The following is a 16,376-nucleotide window of genomic DNA, read 5'->3' on the forward strand; positions in this document are numbered from 1 at the left end:
AACGCTGAGGCTCGCCCACGAACGCTGGGGCTCGCCCACGAACGCCGAGGCGGAGCACCGGACGCCGTCGCCGCCGTGACCGTGACTGTGCTCGGCGGAGCGGTCGGCCACCTGCCCCGGGCCCGAGCAGGGCGGTTCCCGGCGCCCGCCACCGCAGTCGGGAAGGCGCCGGGGGAAGGCTCCTCGCTAGCGCCCGCCGTTGTACGGCCCGTACGGACCGTCGCTGCTGGAGCCGCGGCGGCCGCCGCCCTTGCCCATGACCTGCCGCAGCGCGGGCCGTACGTCGACCATGTACACGATCGTGGCGATGAGGCCGATGATGGGCAGGAACGACAGGATGTTGAAGATCAGGTTCACCACGAAGGCGAGCCCGAGGATGATGAGCCAGAACGGCTTGGTCTTCTTGTCGGCCGCGCGATAGGCGTCCTCACGCCGGACGGCGGCGTCGAGGAGCGCGAATCCGCTGAACAGGATCAGGGCCAGCGACAGCAGCCACATGAAGTTCGCGAACCCCTGCATCAGCACAACGTCCACCACCAGTCTCGGCGTATCCAACGCGACGCACGCGTCCTGCGTACAAAGTCACGGTACCGCTACCCGTACAACGGGCCGGGCACTCCGAGAGTGCCCGGCCGCGTGTACGAACGCCAGCCGGTCCGCGGCTCCCGTCCGTACGTCCCTCGGCTACTTGGTGGACGCCGGGGACGACCCGGACGACGCGGACGAGTCCGTGGAGTCCGACGAGCCGGAGGAAGCCGTGGACGACGTGGACGACGTAGAAGACGTAGAAGACGTAGAAGACGTGGACGCCGCGGACGACTCGGACGCCGGGGTCGACGACGCCGCGGGCTTCTTCGCGGTCGTCTTCTTGGCCGGGGCCTTCTTCGCGGCGGGCTTGCGCGCCGCGGCGCCCTGCTCGGTGCCGGTGTCCCCGGCGGCGGTGGCGCTCGCGGCCCCGTCCGCGGGCTGCTCCGGGTCGGGCTCCACGGTGTCCGCCAGCTCGACGAGCTCGTCGGCGGCCTCGCCGCGCAGGTGGCGCACGGTCTGCTCGCCGTGCTCGGCGACCTTCTCGTACGTCTCGCGCGCCTGGACGGCGTACTCGACGGCGACGCCGACCCCGCGCAGGGCGAAGTCCTGGGCGTTCTCGCCGAGCCGCTTCAGGTCGGTGTCGAGCACGCCGAAGAACTCGTTGACCTTGGACCGGATGACCTGCCGCGCCTCCTTGGCCCGGGCGGTCGCGCGGTCCTGGACCTCCTTGGGGTCGGTGTTGCGGACCGCGTCCAGGCGGGCCGGCGCCTCGGCGGCGAACTGCTCGAGGACGGTCGGCACCTTCTTCGCCTGCTGGTACGCCAGGTCGGCGCCGCCGACGACGAAGTAGAAGGGGGTCGGGTTGGTGACGGCCTTGCGTACCTCATCGGAGATGGGCATGACGATGGTCCTCCCGGAAATCGCGTCAGCTTGAGGGCTGTTGGTCCGTGGGCTCGCCGCCCGCGGGGTCGGCGTCGCCGCCGTCGGCCGTGCGGGGTGCGTCAGCGGTGGGGGCCGGTGCGCCGTTCTCCCGGGCGGTGGCCGCCGCGCTCCCGGGAGCGGCGCCGTTGGTGCTCGGGGACGCGTACGCCGAGGACGGCGCGTCTGCGGGGGACTGCGCGTCCGCCGAGGGCGGCGCCGGCGGTGACGTGAAGCCGTTCTCCTTGCGGAACGACTCGTAGATCTGGAGCAGTACCTGCTTCTGCCGTTCGTTGATGGAGGGGTCGGCGAGGATGACGGCGCGCGTCTCCAGCTCGTCCCGCTCCTTCTCGTCGAGGATGCCGGCCCGGACGTACAGGGTCTCGGCGGAGATCCGCAGCGCCTTGGCCACCTGCTGGAGCACCTCGGCGCTCGGCTTGCGGAGCCCGCGCTCGATCTGGCTCAGGTACGGGTTGGACACCCCGGCGGCGTCGGCGAGCTGCCGCAGCGACAGTTGCGCGTTTCGCCGCTGCTCGCGCAGGTACTCGCCGAGATTGCCGACGTTGAGCGATGCCATGCCTCGATACTGCACAGCTCTCGCTAACTTTTGCAAGCACCTGCTTGCAAAAGTGCGCCACACCACGCCACCCCTTCGCCCGCCGCCAACTGCATACCGATCACGTCGGCCGCGCCAGTGAAACGTGCTCAGCCGTGGAACCGGGAGGACAACCCTGCGGCCGTGGGATGGCCGCGAGCATCCACGACTTGAGGGCGGCCTGGGCCTGGAGGCGCGGGCGTAGGCTCTCCGGGATGCGGATAGGCGAGTTGTCCAGGCGCACGGGCGTGAGTCCGCGCTCGCTGCGGTACTACGAGGAGCAGGGCCTGCTGCGCAGCTCACGCTCCGGCGCCGGCCAGCGCCACTATTCCGACGCCGCGGTCCAGCGTGTGTCACTCATCCGGCAACTGTTCGACGCGGGTCTGTCCAGCCGGGTGATCGCGACTGTGCTGCCGTGTGTGGACTTCCCGGGTGACCTGGGCGTCGCCGAGGAGACGTTCACGGCGATGATGCGCGAGCGCGACCGGATCGACGCCGACATCGCGCACCTGGTCGAGACCCGGGACGCACTCGACGTGCTGCTCAGGGCCAACAGCCGGCACCGGGCGGAGCTGTCCGCGGCCCCGGAACCGGTGGCGCGGTCGGCCTGATGCTGTGATCCGCGTCTCAGCCGGTTGCCCCTCACATCAATGTCAGAGGTGAGGATGGCGACAACGCCCGGGATCACCGGGCCGGTCGTACGAGAGGCGGCGGCAGATGGGGCAGGCGTGGGGTTTCGGCAGGTACGGCGGGCCCGAGGTGCAGGAGTTCTTCGACCGTCCCGATCCCGTCCCCGGTCGCGGCGAGGTGCTGATCCAGGTCGACGTCGCCGGCGTGAACCCCCTCGACCACCTTCTGCGCTCAGGTCTGGTCGACGGGCTCGACGGCGGGCGTCCGTTTCCCCGCGTGCTGGGCATGGAGGCAGCCGGAACCATTCTCGCCCGGGGCGAGGACGTCAACGGGCTCAAGGTGGGTGACGCGGTCTTCGGCTTCGCGCTCACCGGTGGCGGCACCTACGCCGAGACGACGGTGCTGTCCGCGCCGAACACCGCGCGCATCCCGGAGGGTCTGTCCGCGACCGTGGCGGCAACGCTGCCGGTGGCCGGGACGACCGCGGTGGACGCGCTCGACCAGCTCGGCCTCCCGGCCGGTGCCACGGTCCTGGTCAACGGAGTCGGGGGCGGGGTCGGCCTCGCCGTCGCCCGGCTGGCCACCGGGCGCGGGCTGCGTGTGATCGGCACCGGGAGCACGGCCAAACGCGAGCACGCCGAGGCCATGGGGGTGCGGTTCATCGACTACACCGCCGAGGACGTCGCCGCCGCGGCACGCGAGCTGGTTCCGGACGGCTTCGACGGGATCGTCGACCTGGCCGGAGGCACCTCGCTGCGGACGGTCGCTCCGCTGGCCCAGGATCCCCGCAACGTCATCGCTGTGGGTGATATGTCCGTGTCCGATCTCGGTGGGCGTTTCGTCGAGCGTCGCGTCGGCCGCGAGAACCTGGAGCGGTCGGCCCGGCTGGCCCTCGACGGACTCCTCGCCCCCGTCATCACCGCGGTCCATCCGCTCTCCGACGCCCCGGCCGCCCTCGCCACCGTCGAGCACGGTCACGCCTCGGGCAAGGTCCTCATCAAGGTGGCGTGAGAAGTGCCCGGCCGTCCGCCGCGCCTCCCCCGCCGCGCCCCGCCGGGCCCTCGCCGTGGAACCGCGTACGGCCAAGCCCGCGTCCCCTGGTGTTCTGGAAGATCACGCATGGTGGCGGAGGGCCGGGACATGACCGGGGCAGGTACGCGTTATCTCTATCTCGCTCGGCACGGGGAGGCGTCGGCGGACGGGGCGGGGCTGACGGAGAGCGGCAGGCGGCAGGCCCTGCTGCTCGGGGAGCGGTTGCGGGGCGTGCCGTTGTCGGTGGTCCACCACGGGCCGCTGCCGCGGGCGCGGGAGACGGCGCGGCTGATCGGTTCGCGGCTCGACGCCGTGCCCCTGCGCGAGTCGGAACCGGCCGGTGACTACGTCCCCCACGTGCCCGCGCGGGATGAGCTGCCCCCGGACGCGGCCGACGCCGTGCTCCGCTTCCTCGCCCAGGTGCCGGAGGAGGAGCGCGCCCGTGGTCCGGAGCTGGCCCGGGAGGCGCTCGCGATGTTCACCGGGCCGATCGGCGGGGACAGCGCCCGGCACGAACTGGTCGTCACCCACAACTTCCTCATCGGCTGGCTGGTACGCGCCGCACTCGACGCGCCCGCGTGGCGCTGGGTGGGCGTCAACCAGGGCAACACCGCCCTGACGGTCATCCGTTACGCCCCGGGCAGGCCCTCGTCGGTGCTGGTCCACAACGACGTGCGCCACCTGCCCCCGGAGCTGCGCTGGACCGGCTTCCCGCCCGAGCTCCATGTCTGACGGGCAGCGGAGGGGCGCGGGGACTGTCACACCCCCTCGGTAGCGTGGGGTGCGTGACCTCCTCCGGCCGTGTTCCCCTCGACGACCTCGTACGGCTGCGCCGGGCCCGGGACCGGATGGACCGGGACTACGCGCAGCCCCTCGACGTGCCGGCGCTCGCGCGGGAGGCCCTGATGTCGTCGGGCCACTTCTCGCGCAGCTTCCGCGCCGCCTACGGCGAGACGCCGTACAGCTACCTCATGACCCGCCGCATCGAGCGCGCCAAGGCGCTGCTGCGGCGCGGCGACATGTCGGTGACGGAGGTGTGCATGGCGGTCGGCTGTACGTCGCTGGGGTCGTTCAGCACCCGCTTCACCGAGCTGGTCGGGGAGACGCCGAGCGCGTACCGGGCCCGCGACCACGGGGACGGTGCCGCCGTCCCCGCCTGCATCGCCAAGATCCACACCAGACCGGTCAGGAACGGAGAAGCGAAGCCCGCGCCCGGTGCCTAGCGTGGGGGCATGGACATCAGCCTCTCTCAGTGTTTCATCGCCGTGGACGACCACGACAAGGCGCTCGCCTTCTACCGCGACGTGCTCGGCCTCGAAGTACGCAACGACGTCGGCTTCGAGAACATGCGGTGGGTGACCGTCGCGTCGCCGTCGCAGGACGTGGAGATCGTCCTGGAGCCGCCGCTCGCGGACCCCAACGCCTCGGACGCCGACCGGCAGGCGGTGGCCGAACTCATGGCCAAGGGCATGCTGCGCGGCGTGATCTTCCGGACCGACGACTGCGACGCCACGTTCGAACGCATCCGCGCCGCGGGCGCCGAGGTGCTCCAGGAGCCGATGGACCAGCCGTACGGCGTGCGCGACTGCGCCTTCCGCGACCCGGCCGGGAACATGCTGCGCTTCAACCAGCCGCGCGAGCCGAAGTAGCCCCGCCGCTCGGGTCGTACGCCCACCGCGGCAGGAAGTACTGCGCCACGGGCCCGACCGCGACGGCGTACAGGACCGTGCCCACGCCCACCGTCCCGCCGAGGAGCCAGCCCCCGGCGAGGACGGCGAGCTCGATGCCGGTGCGGACGGTCCGCAGCGAGCGGCCGGTGACGGCGGCCAAGCCCGTCATCAGGCCGTCGCGCGGGCCGGGGCCGAAGCGGGCGCCGACGTAGACGGCCACGGCGAAGCCGTTGAGCGCGATGCCCACCGCCAGGAGCGCCGCCCTGGCCGGGAGGCCGGACGGTTCCGGGACGAGCCACAGCCCCGCGTCCGCCGCGCCGCCCACGAGCGCGAGGTTGGCGAACGTACCGAGGGCCGGTCTCTGCCGCAGCGGTATCCACAGGGTGAGGACGGCCGCGCCCACCAGCGCGGTCAGCGTCCCGAAGCTGAAGGGGGTGCGCAGTTCCAGGCCCTGGTTGAGGACGGCCCACGGGTTGACGCCGAGGGCGGCCCGGACGGTGAGCGCGATGCTGACGCCGTACAGGGCAAGGCCGGCGAGGAGTTGAGGCACGCGGCGCAGGGGGCGCTCCGCGAGGGGGAGGTGGGTGAGGGCCGGTGGCTGCCGCCGCCGCTTGCCCGCCGCTTGCCCGTCCGGGGCTGGTTCCCTGTCCGGGGCTGCTCGCCTGTCCAGGCCTGCTCGCCTGTCCGGGGTTGTCCACCTGCCCGAAGCTGTTCGCCTGCCCGAAGCTGTTCGCCTTGCCACCCGCGTTCCTCCTGCTCAGGCGCCCCCCAGCCCCGCCGGAGCCGCGCCACCTTGTCCAGGTGCCGGAGTCTGTACAGTCATTGGCCTGGAAAGCATGGCCAATCTTCGAGGAGTGGCATGGTCGAGCGGAGCCTCGGCGGGGGGCGGCTCGCCGCGCTGCTGCCGGCCGCGTCCGGGGCCCGGCCCGCCTACCGGCACCTGGCGCAGGCCATCGGCGACCTGGTCCTCGACGGCCGGATCGCGCTGCACGTGCGGCTGCCCGCCGAGCGGGAGCTCGCCACGGCGCTCGGCGTGAGCAGGCCCACCGTCACGGCCGCCTACGACCTGCTGCGCGAGAGCGGCTACGCGCACAGCCGCCGGGGCGCCGGCACCTGGACCGCCCTGCCCGAGGGCCGCGCGCCGCACGGGGTCGCCCGCGTGCTCGCGCCACCGGAGTCCGCCATCGACCTGGCCAGGGCCTCGCCGGGGCTGCCGGAGCGCGTCCTCGCCGAGGCCCTCGCACAGACGGCGCCCCGGATCGCCGCGCACACGCACACGCCGGGCTACCACCCGTACGGGCTCCCGGAGTTGCGGGCCGCCGTCGCCGAGCGGTTCACCCGGCGCGGCCTCGCCACCGTGCCGGAGCAGATCCTGGTGACCTCGGGCGCGCAGCACGCGCTGACGCTGGTCCTCGGGCTCCTGTCAGGACCGGGCGACCGGGTCCTGGTGGAGAGCCCCTCGTACCCGAACGCCCTGGAGGCCCTGCGCCGCGCCCGGCTGCGCCCGGTGTCGGTGCCGGTGACCGACGACGGCTGGGACGCGGAGATCGTCGAGTCGACGCTGCGGCAGGCCGTGCCCCACCTCGCCTACCTCGTCCCCGACTTCCACAACCCGACCGGGCTGCTCATGCCGGACGACACCCGGGCCCGCGTGCTGCGGGCGGCCCGCCGCTCCGGCACCTGGGTGGTCGTCGACGAGTCCCTGGCCGATCTCGCCCTCGACGTGCCCGCGCCCCTCCCGAGCGCCGCGCACGCCGCCCCCGGCGGGTCCGGGCAGGTCGTCACCGTGGGCTCGATGAGCAAGAGCTACTGGGGCGGCCTGCGCGTCGGCTGGCTGCGGGCGCCCGCGCGCCTGGTGACGGAGTTCGCCGCCCAGCGGATCGCCACCGACCTCGGCGGTTCGGTCGTGGACCAGCTCCTCGCCCTGCACCTCCTGGGCAGGGAGGCCGAGTTGGTGCCGGCTCGGCTCGCCCTGCTGCGCGAGCGGCGGGACGCGCTTTCCGCCGCGCTCGCCGAGCGGCTGCCGGGGTGGACCTGGCGGCTGCCGCCCGGCGGCCTCTCGCTCTGGGTGGACCTGGGCGCGCCGGTCGCGGCCGCGCTGGCGGAGCGGGCCCTCGGCCACGGCGTACGGATCGAGGGCGGCTCCTGCTTCGCCGCCGACCCGGGCGTCTTCGAGCAGCGGCTGCGGATCCCGTACACCACTCCCCCGGAGACGCTGCGGGAGGCCGTGCGCCGCCTGGCCGCCGCGCTCGCCGACACCCGCCCGCCGCCACCGTCCGGCCACCGGCCGCGGTGGGTCGTCTGAGGCGTACGGGACCAGCGTTCCGGGAGCGGTCCGGCGTACGGAGACAGCGGGCGCGGACGTACAGCGGACGTACGCGGAAGGAGCGGACGTACGCGGAAGGAGCGGCGGCGCCCCGGAGCACGACGGACACACGAAGCGGGCGGCCCCCCGGTGCCGTGCCGGGGAGCCGCCCGCTTCGTGTGCCGCGGGGCCGTCGTACGGCCGCCGCCCGCCGGTCAGCGCTTGACCGCCTTCTTGAACGCGGCCATCGACCACAGGTAGCCGAGGACGGAGATGCCCGCCAGCCAGGCCAGCGCGATCCAGCCGTTGTTGCCGATCTCCGAGCCGCTCAGCAGCCCCCGCACCGTCTCGGTGAGCGGTGTGAACGGCTGGTACTCGGCGAACCAGCGGATCCCGGCGGGCATCGAGTCCGGGGTGACGATCGCGGAGCCGAGGAAGGGCAGGAGGGTCAGCGGCATCGGCGCGTTCGACGCGGTCTCCACCGAGTCGGAGCTCAGGCCCATCGCGGCCGAAAGCCAGGCCAGCGCGAAGGCGAGGAGGAGCAGGAGGCCGCCCGCCGCGGCCCACTCCACGACCGAGGCCTCGGGCCGGAAGCCGACGGCCAGGGCGACGCCCAGGGTGAGGAGCAGGGCGAGCACGGTCTGGATCATGTTGCCCAGGACGTGGCCCACGAGCACCGAGGACCGCGAGATCGCCATGGTGCGGAAGCGGTTGATGATGCCCTCGGTCATGTCGGTGCACACCGAGATGGCCGTGGCGATCGAGCTGCTGGCGACGGTCATCAGCAGGATGCCGGGGGCGAGGTAGTTGGTGTACGCGTCGCGGCCCGAGCCGCCGCCGGGGATCTCGATGCCCTCGCCGAGCGCGCCGCCGAAGAAGTAGACGAACATCAGCAGCATCACGATCGGCATGATCACGACGGTGACGGTCATCGACGGGTAGCGCTGGGCGTGCTTGAGGTTGCGGCGCAGCATGGTCATGGCGTCGCGTACGGGGTACGTGGTGGCGCTCATCGCCGGATCTCCTTCACAGCGGTCGCGTTCACGGCGGTCGGGTCGGCAGCGGTCGGGTGCGCGGCGGTCGAGCCGTACACGGTGGCGGCCGGGGTGCCGTGCGCGTCGGTGGGGGCGGCCCCGGACCCGTGTCCGGTCAGGGCCAGGAACACGTCGTCCAGGTCGGGGGTGTGCACGGTGAGCGCCTCGGCGTGGATGGCGGAGCTCTCCAGGATGTCGAGGACGGAGCGCACGGCGGAGACGCTGCCGTCGCTCGGGACGTGGAGCGTGAGCTCGTCGTCGTGGCGCGTGGCGGTGGAGAGCGCGAGGCGCGAGGCGGCGGAGTGCAGGCTGTCGACGTCGTTGAAGCGCAGCCGGATGTGGCCGCCGGGGATGCGGCGCTTGAGCTCGTCGGCGGTGCCCTCGGCGACGATCCTGCCCCCGTCGAGGACGGCGATGCGGTCGGCGAGCTGGTCGGCCTCCTCCAGGTACTGCGTCGTCAGCAGGATGGTGGTGCCGCCGGCGACCAGGTCGCGGATGAGGTCCCACATCGTGCGGCGGCTGCGCGGGTCGAGGCCCGTCGTCGGCTCGTCCAGGAAGATGACGCGGGGGCGGCCGACGAGCGTCATGGCCAGGTCCAGCTTGCGGCGCATGCCGCCGGAGAAGGACGCCGCGGGCTTGCGCGCGGCCTCCGTGAGCTCGAAGCGCTCCAGGAGCTCGGCGGTGCGGCGCCTGCCCTCGGCGCGGTCGAGGTGCAGCAGGTCCGCGATGAGGAGCATGTTCTCCTCGGCGGTGAGCAGGCCGTCCACGGCGGCGAACTGGCCGGTGACGCCGATGGCCCGGCGGATCGCGTCCGGCTCCGCGGCCAGGTCGTGCCCGGCGACTTCGGCCGTGCCGCCGTCGTGCGCGATGAGGGTGGAGAGGATCTGCACGGTGGTGGTCTTGCCGGCGCCGTTCGGGCCGAGCAGGGAGAAGATCGTGCCGGGGGCGACGCGCAGGTCGACCCCGTCCAGGACGGTCTTGTCGCCGTACGCCTTGCGCAGCCCCTGGGCGGTGATCCCCGCGGCCGCGGCGGTTGAACCGGTGGTGGCAGTCATCGTGCCGCCTCCTTGCTTCGTCGTTCGCTTCGTCGTTCGCTTCGTCGGTGCGTGACCGGGGGCGCGGTCGGGGCGCGCGGTCGGGGTGCTTGGCGGGGGCGCGTGACCGGTCCCGGGGCCCGGGGGCCGTAGCCCGGGGGCTGTGGCCCGGGGGGCTGTGGCCCGGGGGGGGCGTGGCCGGTCCCGTGACCCGAGGTCTGTCCCGTCGCCCGTACGAGGGGTGCCGCGGGGAGGGGGGCGTGGGCCGGGTCGCGGCAGGCGCCGGGAGGGGGCGTCAGGCGCGGCGGATCACGATGTCGCCGTAGCCGGTGTGGGCCCGGACCTCGACGGTCTCGGTGTGGGCGACGGGGTCGCCGACCTGGTCGAGCGCGTTGTGCACGGTGCCGTACTGGGTGTTGACCTCCAGGCGGACCGCGCTCGACTCGCGCACGGCCACCTCCAGGTCACCGGCGCTGGACTCGACCGAGACGCGCCCGCAGGCCACGTCCGCGAGCCGGACGGCGCCCTTGCCGGCCTTCGCCTCGACCCCGGCGTGCGCGACGGCCACGCGGATGTCGCCCTCCTGGGAGTTGGCGCGCAGGGTGCCGTTGATCTCGCCGAGGTCGACCGGCCCCGCGGTCTCCACCTCGACGTCGCCGTCGGCGCGCTCCAGGCGGATGGTGCCGTAGCCGCTCTTGAGGACCGCGGCGTCGGTCTCGGCGAGGAGGATGTCGCCGGCGCTGGTCTCCAGGCGGCAGGTCCCGAGGCGGCCCTCGGCCTGGAAGCTGCCCGCGGCGGTCACGCCCTGCACGTCGGCCCCGGCCGGGAGCTCGACGGTGATGGACACCGAGCCGTTCTTGCCGAACATGGAGCGCTGCTTGGGGCCCCGCACGACCAGTCGCCCGTCGGCGCAGGTGACCTGCACCTGCTCGGCCACCTTCACGTCGGCCTGCGCCCCGGGGTCGCTCGGCTCGACGGTGACGACGGTGTCCAGGCGCTTGCTCGCCACGAAGCGGGCGGTGCCCACCTCGAACTCGACGAGGGCGGAGACGGACTCGGGGGTGTCGAAGGCGGGCATGGCCGTCCTTTCAGTCGGTCGTGCAGCCGGTGCGGCTCCGGGCGTCGCCGCGGGTCGTGTGCCGTGCTGCTCTTCGGTGGTGTCGCTGCCGCGGTGCGGCGTGACGCCAGCATGGCATCACCGTGGCACCAATGCAAGCCCCCTTTGGCGCAGGGGCGGCACCACGGAGCCTTCTCACGGCGGCACGCCCCTCCGCTCGACCGACCCGAACCCAATGTGACCTGTCGAAACAGGAATGATCCTCTGACCGGAAGGCGTGGCACATCAGAGAGCCAGACCAGCCCGACTCCGTTCCCGACCGCAGCCCTCAGAACGCCCGGGTTACACGTGATGCCACCCACGGAGCCACCACGGCACCACCCGGCGCCCCGGACAGGCCACGCACCCGGGCCAGGGACATCACCCCGGCCAGGGACATCACCCCGGCCCGGACCCGGACCCGAGCGCCGACGTCGGCGCGGCGGGGGCCGCACCCCACGGCACCCCCCTGCCGTGCAGCACCTCCAGGCTCGTCACCGCGCGCGTGAGCACCACGTAGAGGCGGTGCGGGCCGCGGGGCTCGGCCTCCGCGATCGCGGCGGGCTCGACGACCACCACGTGGTCGTACTCCAGGCCCTTCGCCAGCGACGCGGGCACGACCGCGACCCGCGCGCCGAGATCGTCCGGTCCGGCCGCGGGCACGTCCGCCCCGGCGAGCGCGGCCCGTACCGCGGGCACCGTCGCGTCGGCGGCGATGACGCCGACGGACCCCTCGCGGGCGAGCGCGCGCCGCACGGCGGCCGGGACGGCGGCCACCGCGTCCGGCACCTCGCGGACCACCAGGTCGCCGTCCTGGCGTAGGGAGCGCGCGGGCGGCACGTCGACGTCGAGCTCGGCGAGCAGGGCGTTGGCCAGCGACACGATGGCCTCCGGGACGCGGAAGCCGGTGGTGAGCGGGGTGACCGCCGCGTCAGGGCGGCCCAGGTGGGCGAGCAGCTCCGGCCAGGAGCGGGCGGCCCACGGCGTGGTGCCCTGTGCCAGGTCGCCGAGGACGGTCAGCGAGGCGGAACCGGCGCGCCGCGCGACGGCCCGGCACTCCATCGGCGAGAGGTCCTGCGCCTCGTCCACGACGATGTGGCCGTAGCTCTCCGGGCGTTCGAGGAGGCCCGCCACCTCGTCGAGCAGGACGAGGTCGGCGGCCGACCACTTCGCCGACCGGTACGAGCGCGGCGGCCGCGGCCAGCGGATCGCCCGCTGCTCCTCGGCGGTGAGCAGACCGTCGGCGGCGGCCGCCAGCGCGCCCTCGTCCGCGAGGAGCCCGTACAGCACCTCCTCCGGCCGGACCCTGGGCCAGGCCGCGTCGACGAAGGCGGAGACGGGCCGGGCCCGCGAGATCTTCTGCACCCAGGCGTTCGTCACCGGCCCGGCGCGCCGCTCGGCCTGGTCCTGGACGTACCGCACGGCGCGGCTGCGGACGCGCTCCCGGCCGGTGTCGTACGGGGGCCGCTCCGCGAGGACGTCGGTGACGATCCGCTCCAGCGCGTCGGCGGGCACCCGCCAGCGGTACGAGCCGTCCGGCACGGCCAGGGAGTCGGCGACGGGCCGCACGCGCGCGTACAGGGCGCGGCGCAGCACCTCCGCCATGCGGGCGTCGTGCTTGACGGCGGCGGCCCGCTCGTCGTCGTACGCGGTCACGGGCTGCCGGGCGATCTCGTCCTGGACCGTGGACTGGCGCACCCCGGTCTCGCCGAGCGAGGGCAGCACCTCGGCGATGTACCGCAGGAAGGTGCGGTTGGGGCCGAGGATCAGCAGGCCGGAGCGGCGCACGCGCCCCGGGTGGGTGTAGAGGAGGTAGGCGGCGCGGTGCAGGCCGACGGCGGTCTTGCCGGTGCCGGGGGCGCCCTGCACGCACACGGTGTCGGTGAGCGGGGCGCGGACGAGGTCGTCCTGCTCGGGCTGGATGGTGGCGGCGATGTCGCGCATCGGGCCGACGCGGGGCCGTTCGATCTCCCCGGCGACGATGCGGCTCGGCCCGCCGGCCGTGCCCGCGGTCAGGTGCTCGTCCTCCAGGCCGGTCAGGTCCGCGGCGTCGCCCTTGCTGCCGGGCGCCCAGCCGAAGCGGCGGCGTACGGACACGCCCTGCGGGTCGCGGGCGCCCGCCTGGTAGAAGGCGCGGGACACCGGGGCCCGCCAGTCGACGACGAGCGGCGGGGCCGCCGGGTGCTCCGTGATGCGCAGCCTGCCGATGTGGTAGCGCTGCCCGCGGTGGTCGCCGGCCTCGGGCGCGTCCGGGTCGAAGTCGAGCCGCCCGAAGAAGAGCGGCGCCTCGGGCAGTTCGCGCATCTCCTTGGCCCTGCTGCGCAGCGCGTAGCCGAGCACTTCGGCGTCCGCGCCGGAGGCGGAGACGTGCTCGCCGCTGATCACGTGCTCCTCGGCGCCCTCGACCATGGCGGCGAGGGCGGCGCGGCAGAGGTCGTGGTAGCGGCGCTCCTCGGTCAGGGCGTCCGTCAGGGTCTCGTGGGGTGGCGTCATGCCGTCGAGCGTAACAAAAAGCGTTACCGAGTTAACTTTCTTACCGTGACTCAACTTGCGGTACGCTGCCCGCATGACCGGTACGACGGACGCGCCCACGACCGGCGCGGCAGGCCCAGGCAGCACGGCGGGCCCTGACGGCGCCGCAGGCCCCGGAAGCACGGCCGACCCCGGGCGCACGGCGGGCTCAGGCAACGCTGCGGGCTCCGGCGGCACTGCGGGCTCCGGCGGGCTGCGGGAGCGCAAGCGGCGGCGGATGTACGCGGCGATCTCCGAGGCGGCCATCGCCCTCTTCCTGGAGCGCGGCTTCGACAAGGTGTCGGTCGCGGAGGTGGCCGCCGCCGCCGAGGTCTCCAAGCCGACGCTGTTCCGCTACTTCCCGGCCAAGGAGGACCTGGTCCTGCACCGGTTCGCCGACCACGAGGACGAGGCGGCCCGCGTGGTCGCCGCCCGTGGCGACCGCTCCCCGCTGCGGGCGCTGCGCGACCACTTCCTCGCCGGCCTCGACCGCCACGACCCGGTGACCGGCCTCAGCGACCACCCGGCCGTGCTCGCCTTCCACCGGCTGCTCTACGGCACCCCGTCGCTGGTCGGCGGCCTGTACGCGTACCAGGAGCGGGCCGAGGCCGCCCTCGCGGACGCGCTCGGCGAGGCCTCGCTCGACGCCCGCCTGGCCGCCGCCCAGATCCTGGCCGCCCAGCGGGTCCTGGCCCTGGAGAACTGGCGCCGCATCGCCGCGGGCGAGACCGCGGCCGCCCTGCTGCCGCGGGCCCGGGACGAGGCGGAGCGGGCCTTCGACCACTTGGGCGCGGGCCTCACCCGGTACGCGTGAGCGGCCGCGCCACGCTCCACAGCGCGTCGAAGAGCAGCCCGCGGGTCCGGATGCGCTCCCGGGCGGCGGCCCCGGCGTCGACGTGCCACCGCGTCAGCACGGCGTCGCGGCCCGCCGCCGGGCGCGGCCGGGGCGCGGCCCTCCCCTCCCCCCGGTCGCGGGCCTCGTCGAAGAGCTGGCTGCGGTCGATGAGGCAGAACGTCACGACCGGCGTCAGGTGCAGGACGCGGAACTCCACGTCGAGCCGGGCCCGGCGCCCGCTGTGCAGCCTGCGGTCGAGCGCGGCCATGTCGTGCGCCAGGCCGACGACCTCGCGCCACAGCTCCCGCCGCAGCTCCGCGTCGTCCCCGGGGCCGTGGAAGGGCCCGGCGTTCCCGGCCCCCGGAGCCCCTGGGTTCCCGGCCCCCGGGGTCCCTGCGTTCCCGGGGTACTCAGGGTCCACGGCGTTCACGGCGTTCACGGCGTCCTCCGTGCCGCTCCCGTCCCTCCGGCAGAGCCCGCTCAGCGGCTGCGTGAAGTCCGGCACGATGACCCGGAGGCGGACGTGCGGGCGGCCGGTCAGGTCACCGCGCTCCAGGCACCGCCTGAGCTGGTCGACGACGGTCCCGCCGGTGCACCCGACGGCGTCGATGCCGGGGTCGCCGGGCAGCGCCTCCCGGAAGTAGCGGCCCAGCTCGCCCGCCACCACCTCCTGCCGCTCCCCCGGCCGCATGGAGTCCGTCACGCCACGCACCTCGCTCCAGGCCCATGGCAGCCGTGTCGGCCCCCGGCAAGCACGTGCAGAGCCATGGTGCCCGCGTACCGGACGCTCAGGAAGGGAGTGGCACCGGGCCGCGCGGGGGCCGGGGCGGGCCGGGGCGGGCACCGCAGCCGCCACGCGGCCCGACCGCGCCGCTCACCGCCCGTCGTCCGCCACCAGGTCGCGCGGCGAGGCGCCGCGGACGTCCGCGTCCCACTCCCGCAGGGCGGCCGCCACCTCGGCCCGGTCCGGCGCCCGGTCGAGCCGCAGCGGCTCGGCGGCGCGGCGCAGCGCCCGGCACACCCGGTCGGCCGCCGCGCCGTAGGCGTCGTCCGTGGCCGCGCCGGGCAGGGCCAGGGCCGCGCGCATGATGTCGGGGAAGACGGACTGGGCGTACTCGAAGTCGACGTACACCCGCAGGTCGGTGTCGAGGCCCGCGGTGAGGTCGCCGAGGCCCGCGCGGCACATCGCCTCCCGCCACAGGGCGCACATCCGCGACCGCTCCTCCTTGTCGTAGCCCATGCGCACCAGGTGCGTGGCGAGGTCGTGCAGCGGGTCGCCGTACAGGGCGAGTTCCCAGTCGATGACGGCGAACGAGCGGTGATCGACGATGACGTTGGCGCGGTGCACGTCGGTGTGCAGCAGGCAGAACGGGCGCGGCGTCAGCCGGGGGCTCGCGCGTTTGAACTCCGTCATGACGTGGGGCCGGATGCCGACGGCCTCGAAGAGGGTGTCGAAGCGGGCCCGGTTCGGGCGGTGCACCCGGCGTTCGGTGAAGTCGATGAGCCAGTCGAGGAACCCCCGGGTGTCGCCGTCGGCGGGCCAGTCGGCGGGCAGCGGCGGCAGCTCGCCGGCCGGTACGGCGGCGGTCCGGGCGAAGAACTCCGCGAGCGCCGCCATCAGTTCGTACGTGACCGGCCCTTCGGGGTTGACCTCCGACAGGGGGCTGCCCGCGTGGTAGGTGTGCATCTGCCAGTCGCCCAGGTCGACCAGGCAGCGCGGGGTCTCCTTGAGGTGCCGGGTGACGACCTTGAGGATCTCGTTCTCGCTCGGCCAGACGCGCGGCACCACCTCGACGGCCTGGAGGGGCGTGCGGCACTTGACCCGCGCGCGGAACGGCATGGTCCGCAGCAGCAGGGCCAGCGTCCAGCCGAGCGGCACGACGTAGTTGCTGTTGTGGTAGCCGGTCACCACTTCGCCGTCGGTGCGGGCGCGGTGCTGCTCGGCGAGGCGGCGTACCCACCGGGCGTGCCGGGCGGCCACGCGGCTCGGCAGGTCCCGGGCGCCGCGCGACAGCGGAGGTGGCGACATGGGCGCAGATGCTACCGATCGCGCAGTACCGTTCCTGCCCCGTGCCAGGATGTGGACACCTGGCTCGTGCGTACGTCGCTCACCTGCGCGTTCCGGCCGCGGGCGCCCCCCGGGCGCGGGGCGGCGCCCGCCCGCCCGGGCCCGCCCTGGCCGGTTCCC

The 16,376-nt window shown here is 74.3% G+C and carries 17 protein-coding genes; 7 read left to right on the forward strand and 10 right to left on the reverse strand.

The genetic code is table 11. The features are described 5' to 3' along the window. Window positions 1–186 precede the first annotated feature (186 nt). The 3 genes from IE330_RS20980 to IE330_RS20990 all read right to left on the reverse strand — a co-directional run bounded on the left by IE330_RS20980 (window position 187) and on the right by IE330_RS20990 (window position 2,023). Entirely contained in the window at window positions 187–519 is a 333-nt protein-coding gene (locus IE330_RS20980; protein ID WP_190137634.1) for a DUF2516 family protein, read from the reverse strand. A 165-nt stretch (window positions 520–684) separates the two neighbouring features. Continuing rightward, the gene (locus IE330_RS20985; RefSeq protein ID WP_229925801.1) at window positions 685–1,428 is read right to left on the reverse strand and encodes a hypothetical protein; all 744 of its coding nucleotides are present in this window, start codon (window positions 1,426–1,428) and stop codon (window positions 685–687) included. A gap of 25 nt (window positions 1,429–1,453) precedes the next feature. Beyond that, a complete protein-coding gene (locus IE330_RS20990) occupies window positions 1,454–2,023 on the reverse strand; it encodes a helix-turn-helix domain-containing protein (protein WP_190137617.1) in 570 nt (189 codons plus the stop codon). Window positions 2,024–2,256: 233 nt separating this feature from the next. Here IE330_RS20990 and IE330_RS20995 point away from each other — a divergent pair, with 233 nt between their 5' ends. The 5 genes from IE330_RS20995 (at window position 2,257) to IE330_RS21015 (ending at window position 5,352) form a co-directional block, all read left to right on the forward strand. Continuing rightward, window positions 2,257–2,652: a MerR family transcriptional regulator gene (locus IE330_RS20995; protein WP_190137618.1), complete on the forward strand. Its 396-nt coding sequence runs from the start codon at window positions 2,257–2,259 to the stop codon at window positions 2,650–2,652. A gap of 106 nt (window positions 2,653–2,758) precedes the next feature. Further along, window positions 2,759–3,682, forward strand: coding sequence for an NADP-dependent oxidoreductase (locus IE330_RS21000; RefSeq protein ID WP_190137619.1), 924 nt, complete (start codon window positions 2,759–2,761; stop codon window positions 3,680–3,682). A gap of 129 nt (window positions 3,683–3,811) precedes the next feature. Then, window positions 3,812–4,435, forward strand: a complete 624-nt coding sequence (locus IE330_RS21005; protein WP_190137620.1) for a histidine phosphatase family protein — start codon at window positions 3,812–3,814, stop codon at window positions 4,433–4,435. Window positions 4,436–4,551: 116 nt separating this feature from the next. Further along, window positions 4,552–4,926 carry a helix-turn-helix transcriptional regulator gene (locus IE330_RS21010; protein ID WP_190137635.1) on the forward strand — a complete coding sequence of 125 codons (375 nt, stop codon included), beginning with the start codon at window positions 4,552–4,554 and terminating at the stop codon, window positions 4,924–4,926. A 9-nt stretch (window positions 4,927–4,935) separates the two neighbouring features. After that, window positions 4,936–5,352: a VOC family protein gene (locus tag IE330_RS21015; protein ID WP_190137621.1), complete on the forward strand. Its 417-nt coding sequence runs from the start codon at window positions 4,936–4,938 to the stop codon at window positions 5,350–5,352. On the opposite strand, the gene yczE is transcribed toward IE330_RS21015, so the two are convergent. Further along, window positions 5,327–5,923 carry a membrane protein YczE gene (gene yczE, locus IE330_RS21020; protein ID WP_308439032.1) on the reverse strand — a complete coding sequence of 199 codons (597 nt, stop codon included), beginning with the start codon at window positions 5,921–5,923 and terminating at the stop codon, window positions 5,327–5,329. The genes IE330_RS21015 and yczE overlap by 26 nt on opposite strands. A 309-nt stretch (window positions 5,924–6,232) precedes the next feature. On the opposite strand from yczE, the gene yczR reads away from it, so the two are divergent. Further along, on the forward strand, window positions 6,233–7,678 hold the full coding sequence (gene yczR, locus IE330_RS21025; protein ID WP_190137622.1) for a MocR-like transcription factor YczR: 1,446 nt from the start codon (window positions 6,233–6,235) through the stop codon (window positions 7,676–7,678). 215 nt (window positions 7,679–7,893) lie between these two features. Here yczR and IE330_RS21030 read toward each other — a convergent pair whose 3' ends face one another. The 4 genes from IE330_RS21030 to IE330_RS21045 all read right to left on the reverse strand — a co-directional run bounded on the left by IE330_RS21030 (window position 7,894) and on the right by IE330_RS21045 (window position 13,335). Further along, window positions 7,894–8,691, reverse strand: coding sequence for an ABC transporter permease (locus tag IE330_RS21030; protein ID WP_190137623.1), 798 nt, complete (start codon window positions 8,689–8,691; stop codon window positions 7,894–7,896). Beyond that, complete coding sequence (locus tag IE330_RS21035) at window positions 8,688–9,767, reverse strand: ATP-binding cassette domain-containing protein (protein WP_190137624.1); 1,080 nt, start codon at window positions 9,765–9,767, stop codon at window positions 8,688–8,690. The genes IE330_RS21030 and IE330_RS21035 overlap by 4 nt, the downstream gene beginning before the upstream one ends. Window positions 9,768–10,041: 274 nt before the next feature. Next, window positions 10,042–10,824 (reverse strand): DUF4097 family beta strand repeat-containing protein, encoded by a 783-nt coding sequence (locus IE330_RS21040; protein WP_190137625.1) that lies wholly within the window; start codon window positions 10,822–10,824, stop codon window positions 10,042–10,044. Window positions 10,825–11,241: 417 nt separating this feature from the next. Beyond that, window positions 11,242–13,335: a HelD family protein gene (locus IE330_RS21045; protein ID WP_190137626.1), complete on the reverse strand. Its 2,094-nt coding sequence runs from the start codon at window positions 13,333–13,335 to the stop codon at window positions 11,242–11,244. A 256-nt stretch (window positions 13,336–13,591) separates the two neighbouring features. On the opposite strand from IE330_RS21045, the gene IE330_RS21050 reads away from it, so the two are divergent. Beyond that, window positions 13,592–14,167 carry a TetR family transcriptional regulator gene (locus IE330_RS21050; RefSeq protein ID WP_229925802.1) on the forward strand — a complete coding sequence of 192 codons (576 nt, stop codon included), beginning with the start codon at window positions 13,592–13,594 and terminating at the stop codon, window positions 14,165–14,167. Here IE330_RS21050 and IE330_RS21055 read toward each other — a convergent pair. Together IE330_RS21055 and IE330_RS21060 are read right to left on the reverse strand one after the other, a co-directional pair. Then, window positions 14,151–14,891: a hypothetical protein gene (locus tag IE330_RS21055; RefSeq protein ID WP_190137628.1), complete on the reverse strand. Its 741-nt coding sequence runs from the start codon at window positions 14,889–14,891 to the stop codon at window positions 14,151–14,153. The genes IE330_RS21050 and IE330_RS21055 overlap by 17 nt on opposite strands. 171 nt (window positions 14,892–15,062) lie before the next feature. Beyond that, a complete protein-coding gene (locus IE330_RS21060) occupies window positions 15,063–16,217 on the reverse strand; it encodes a phosphotransferase family protein (RefSeq protein ID WP_190137629.1) in 1,155 nt (384 codons plus the stop codon). Window positions 16,218–16,376 lie beyond the last annotated feature (159 nt).

This window comes from Streptomyces longispororuber (assembly GCF_014656095.1).
Classification (GTDB): domain Bacteria; phylum Actinomycetota; class Actinomycetes; order Streptomycetales; family Streptomycetaceae; genus Streptomyces; species Streptomyces longispororuber.

Bases quoted from the DNA above. Each gene is read 5' to 3' on its own strand.
- IE330_RS21045 (WP_190137626.1), bottom strand. From the start codon at position 13,335: ATGACGCCACCCCACGAGACCCTGACGGACGCCCTGACCGAGGAGCGC.
- IE330_RS21010 (WP_190137635.1), top strand. From the start codon at position 4,552: ATGGACCGGGACTACGCGCAGCCCCTCGACGTGCCGGCGCTCGCGCGG.
- IE330_RS20990 (WP_190137617.1), bottom strand. From the start codon at position 2,023: ATGGCATCGCTCAACGTCGGCAATCTCGGCGAGTACCTGCGCGAGCAG.
- IE330_RS20995 (WP_190137618.1), top strand. From the start codon at position 2,257: ATGCGGATAGGCGAGTTGTCCAGGCGCACGGGCGTGAGTCCGCGCTCG.
- IE330_RS21040 (WP_190137625.1), bottom strand. From the start codon at position 10,824: ATGCCCGCCTTCGACACCCCCGAGTCCGTCTCCGCCCTCGTCGAGTTC.
- IE330_RS21060 (WP_190137629.1), bottom strand. From the start codon at position 16,217: ATGTCGCCACCTCCGCTGTCGCGCGGCGCCCGGGACCTGCCGAGCCGC.
- IE330_RS21050 (WP_229925802.1), top strand. From the start codon at position 13,592: ATGTACGCGGCGATCTCCGAGGCGGCCATCGCCCTCTTCCTGGAGCGC.
- IE330_RS21035 (WP_190137624.1), bottom strand. From the start codon at position 9,767: ATGACTGCCACCACCGGTTCAACCGCCGCGGCCGCGGGGATCACCGCC.
- IE330_RS21000 (WP_190137619.1), top strand. From the start codon at position 2,759: ATGGGGCAGGCGTGGGGTTTCGGCAGGTACGGCGGGCCCGAGGTGCAG.
- IE330_RS21005 (WP_190137620.1), top strand. From the start codon at position 3,812: ATGACCGGGGCAGGTACGCGTTATCTCTATCTCGCTCGGCACGGGGAG.
- IE330_RS20985 (WP_229925801.1), bottom strand. From the start codon at position 1,428: ATGCCCATCTCCGATGAGGTACGCAAGGCCGTCACCAACCCGACCCCC.
- yczR (WP_190137622.1), top strand. From the start codon at position 6,233: ATGGTCGAGCGGAGCCTCGGCGGGGGGCGGCTCGCCGCGCTGCTGCCG.
- IE330_RS20980 (WP_190137634.1), bottom strand. From the start codon at position 519: ATGCAGGGGTTCGCGAACTTCATGTGGCTGCTGTCGCTGGCCCTGATC.
- IE330_RS21015 (WP_190137621.1), top strand. From the start codon at position 4,936: ATGGACATCAGCCTCTCTCAGTGTTTCATCGCCGTGGACGACCACGAC.
- IE330_RS21030 (WP_190137623.1), bottom strand. From the start codon at position 8,691: ATGAGCGCCACCACGTACCCCGTACGCGACGCCATGACCATGCTGCGC.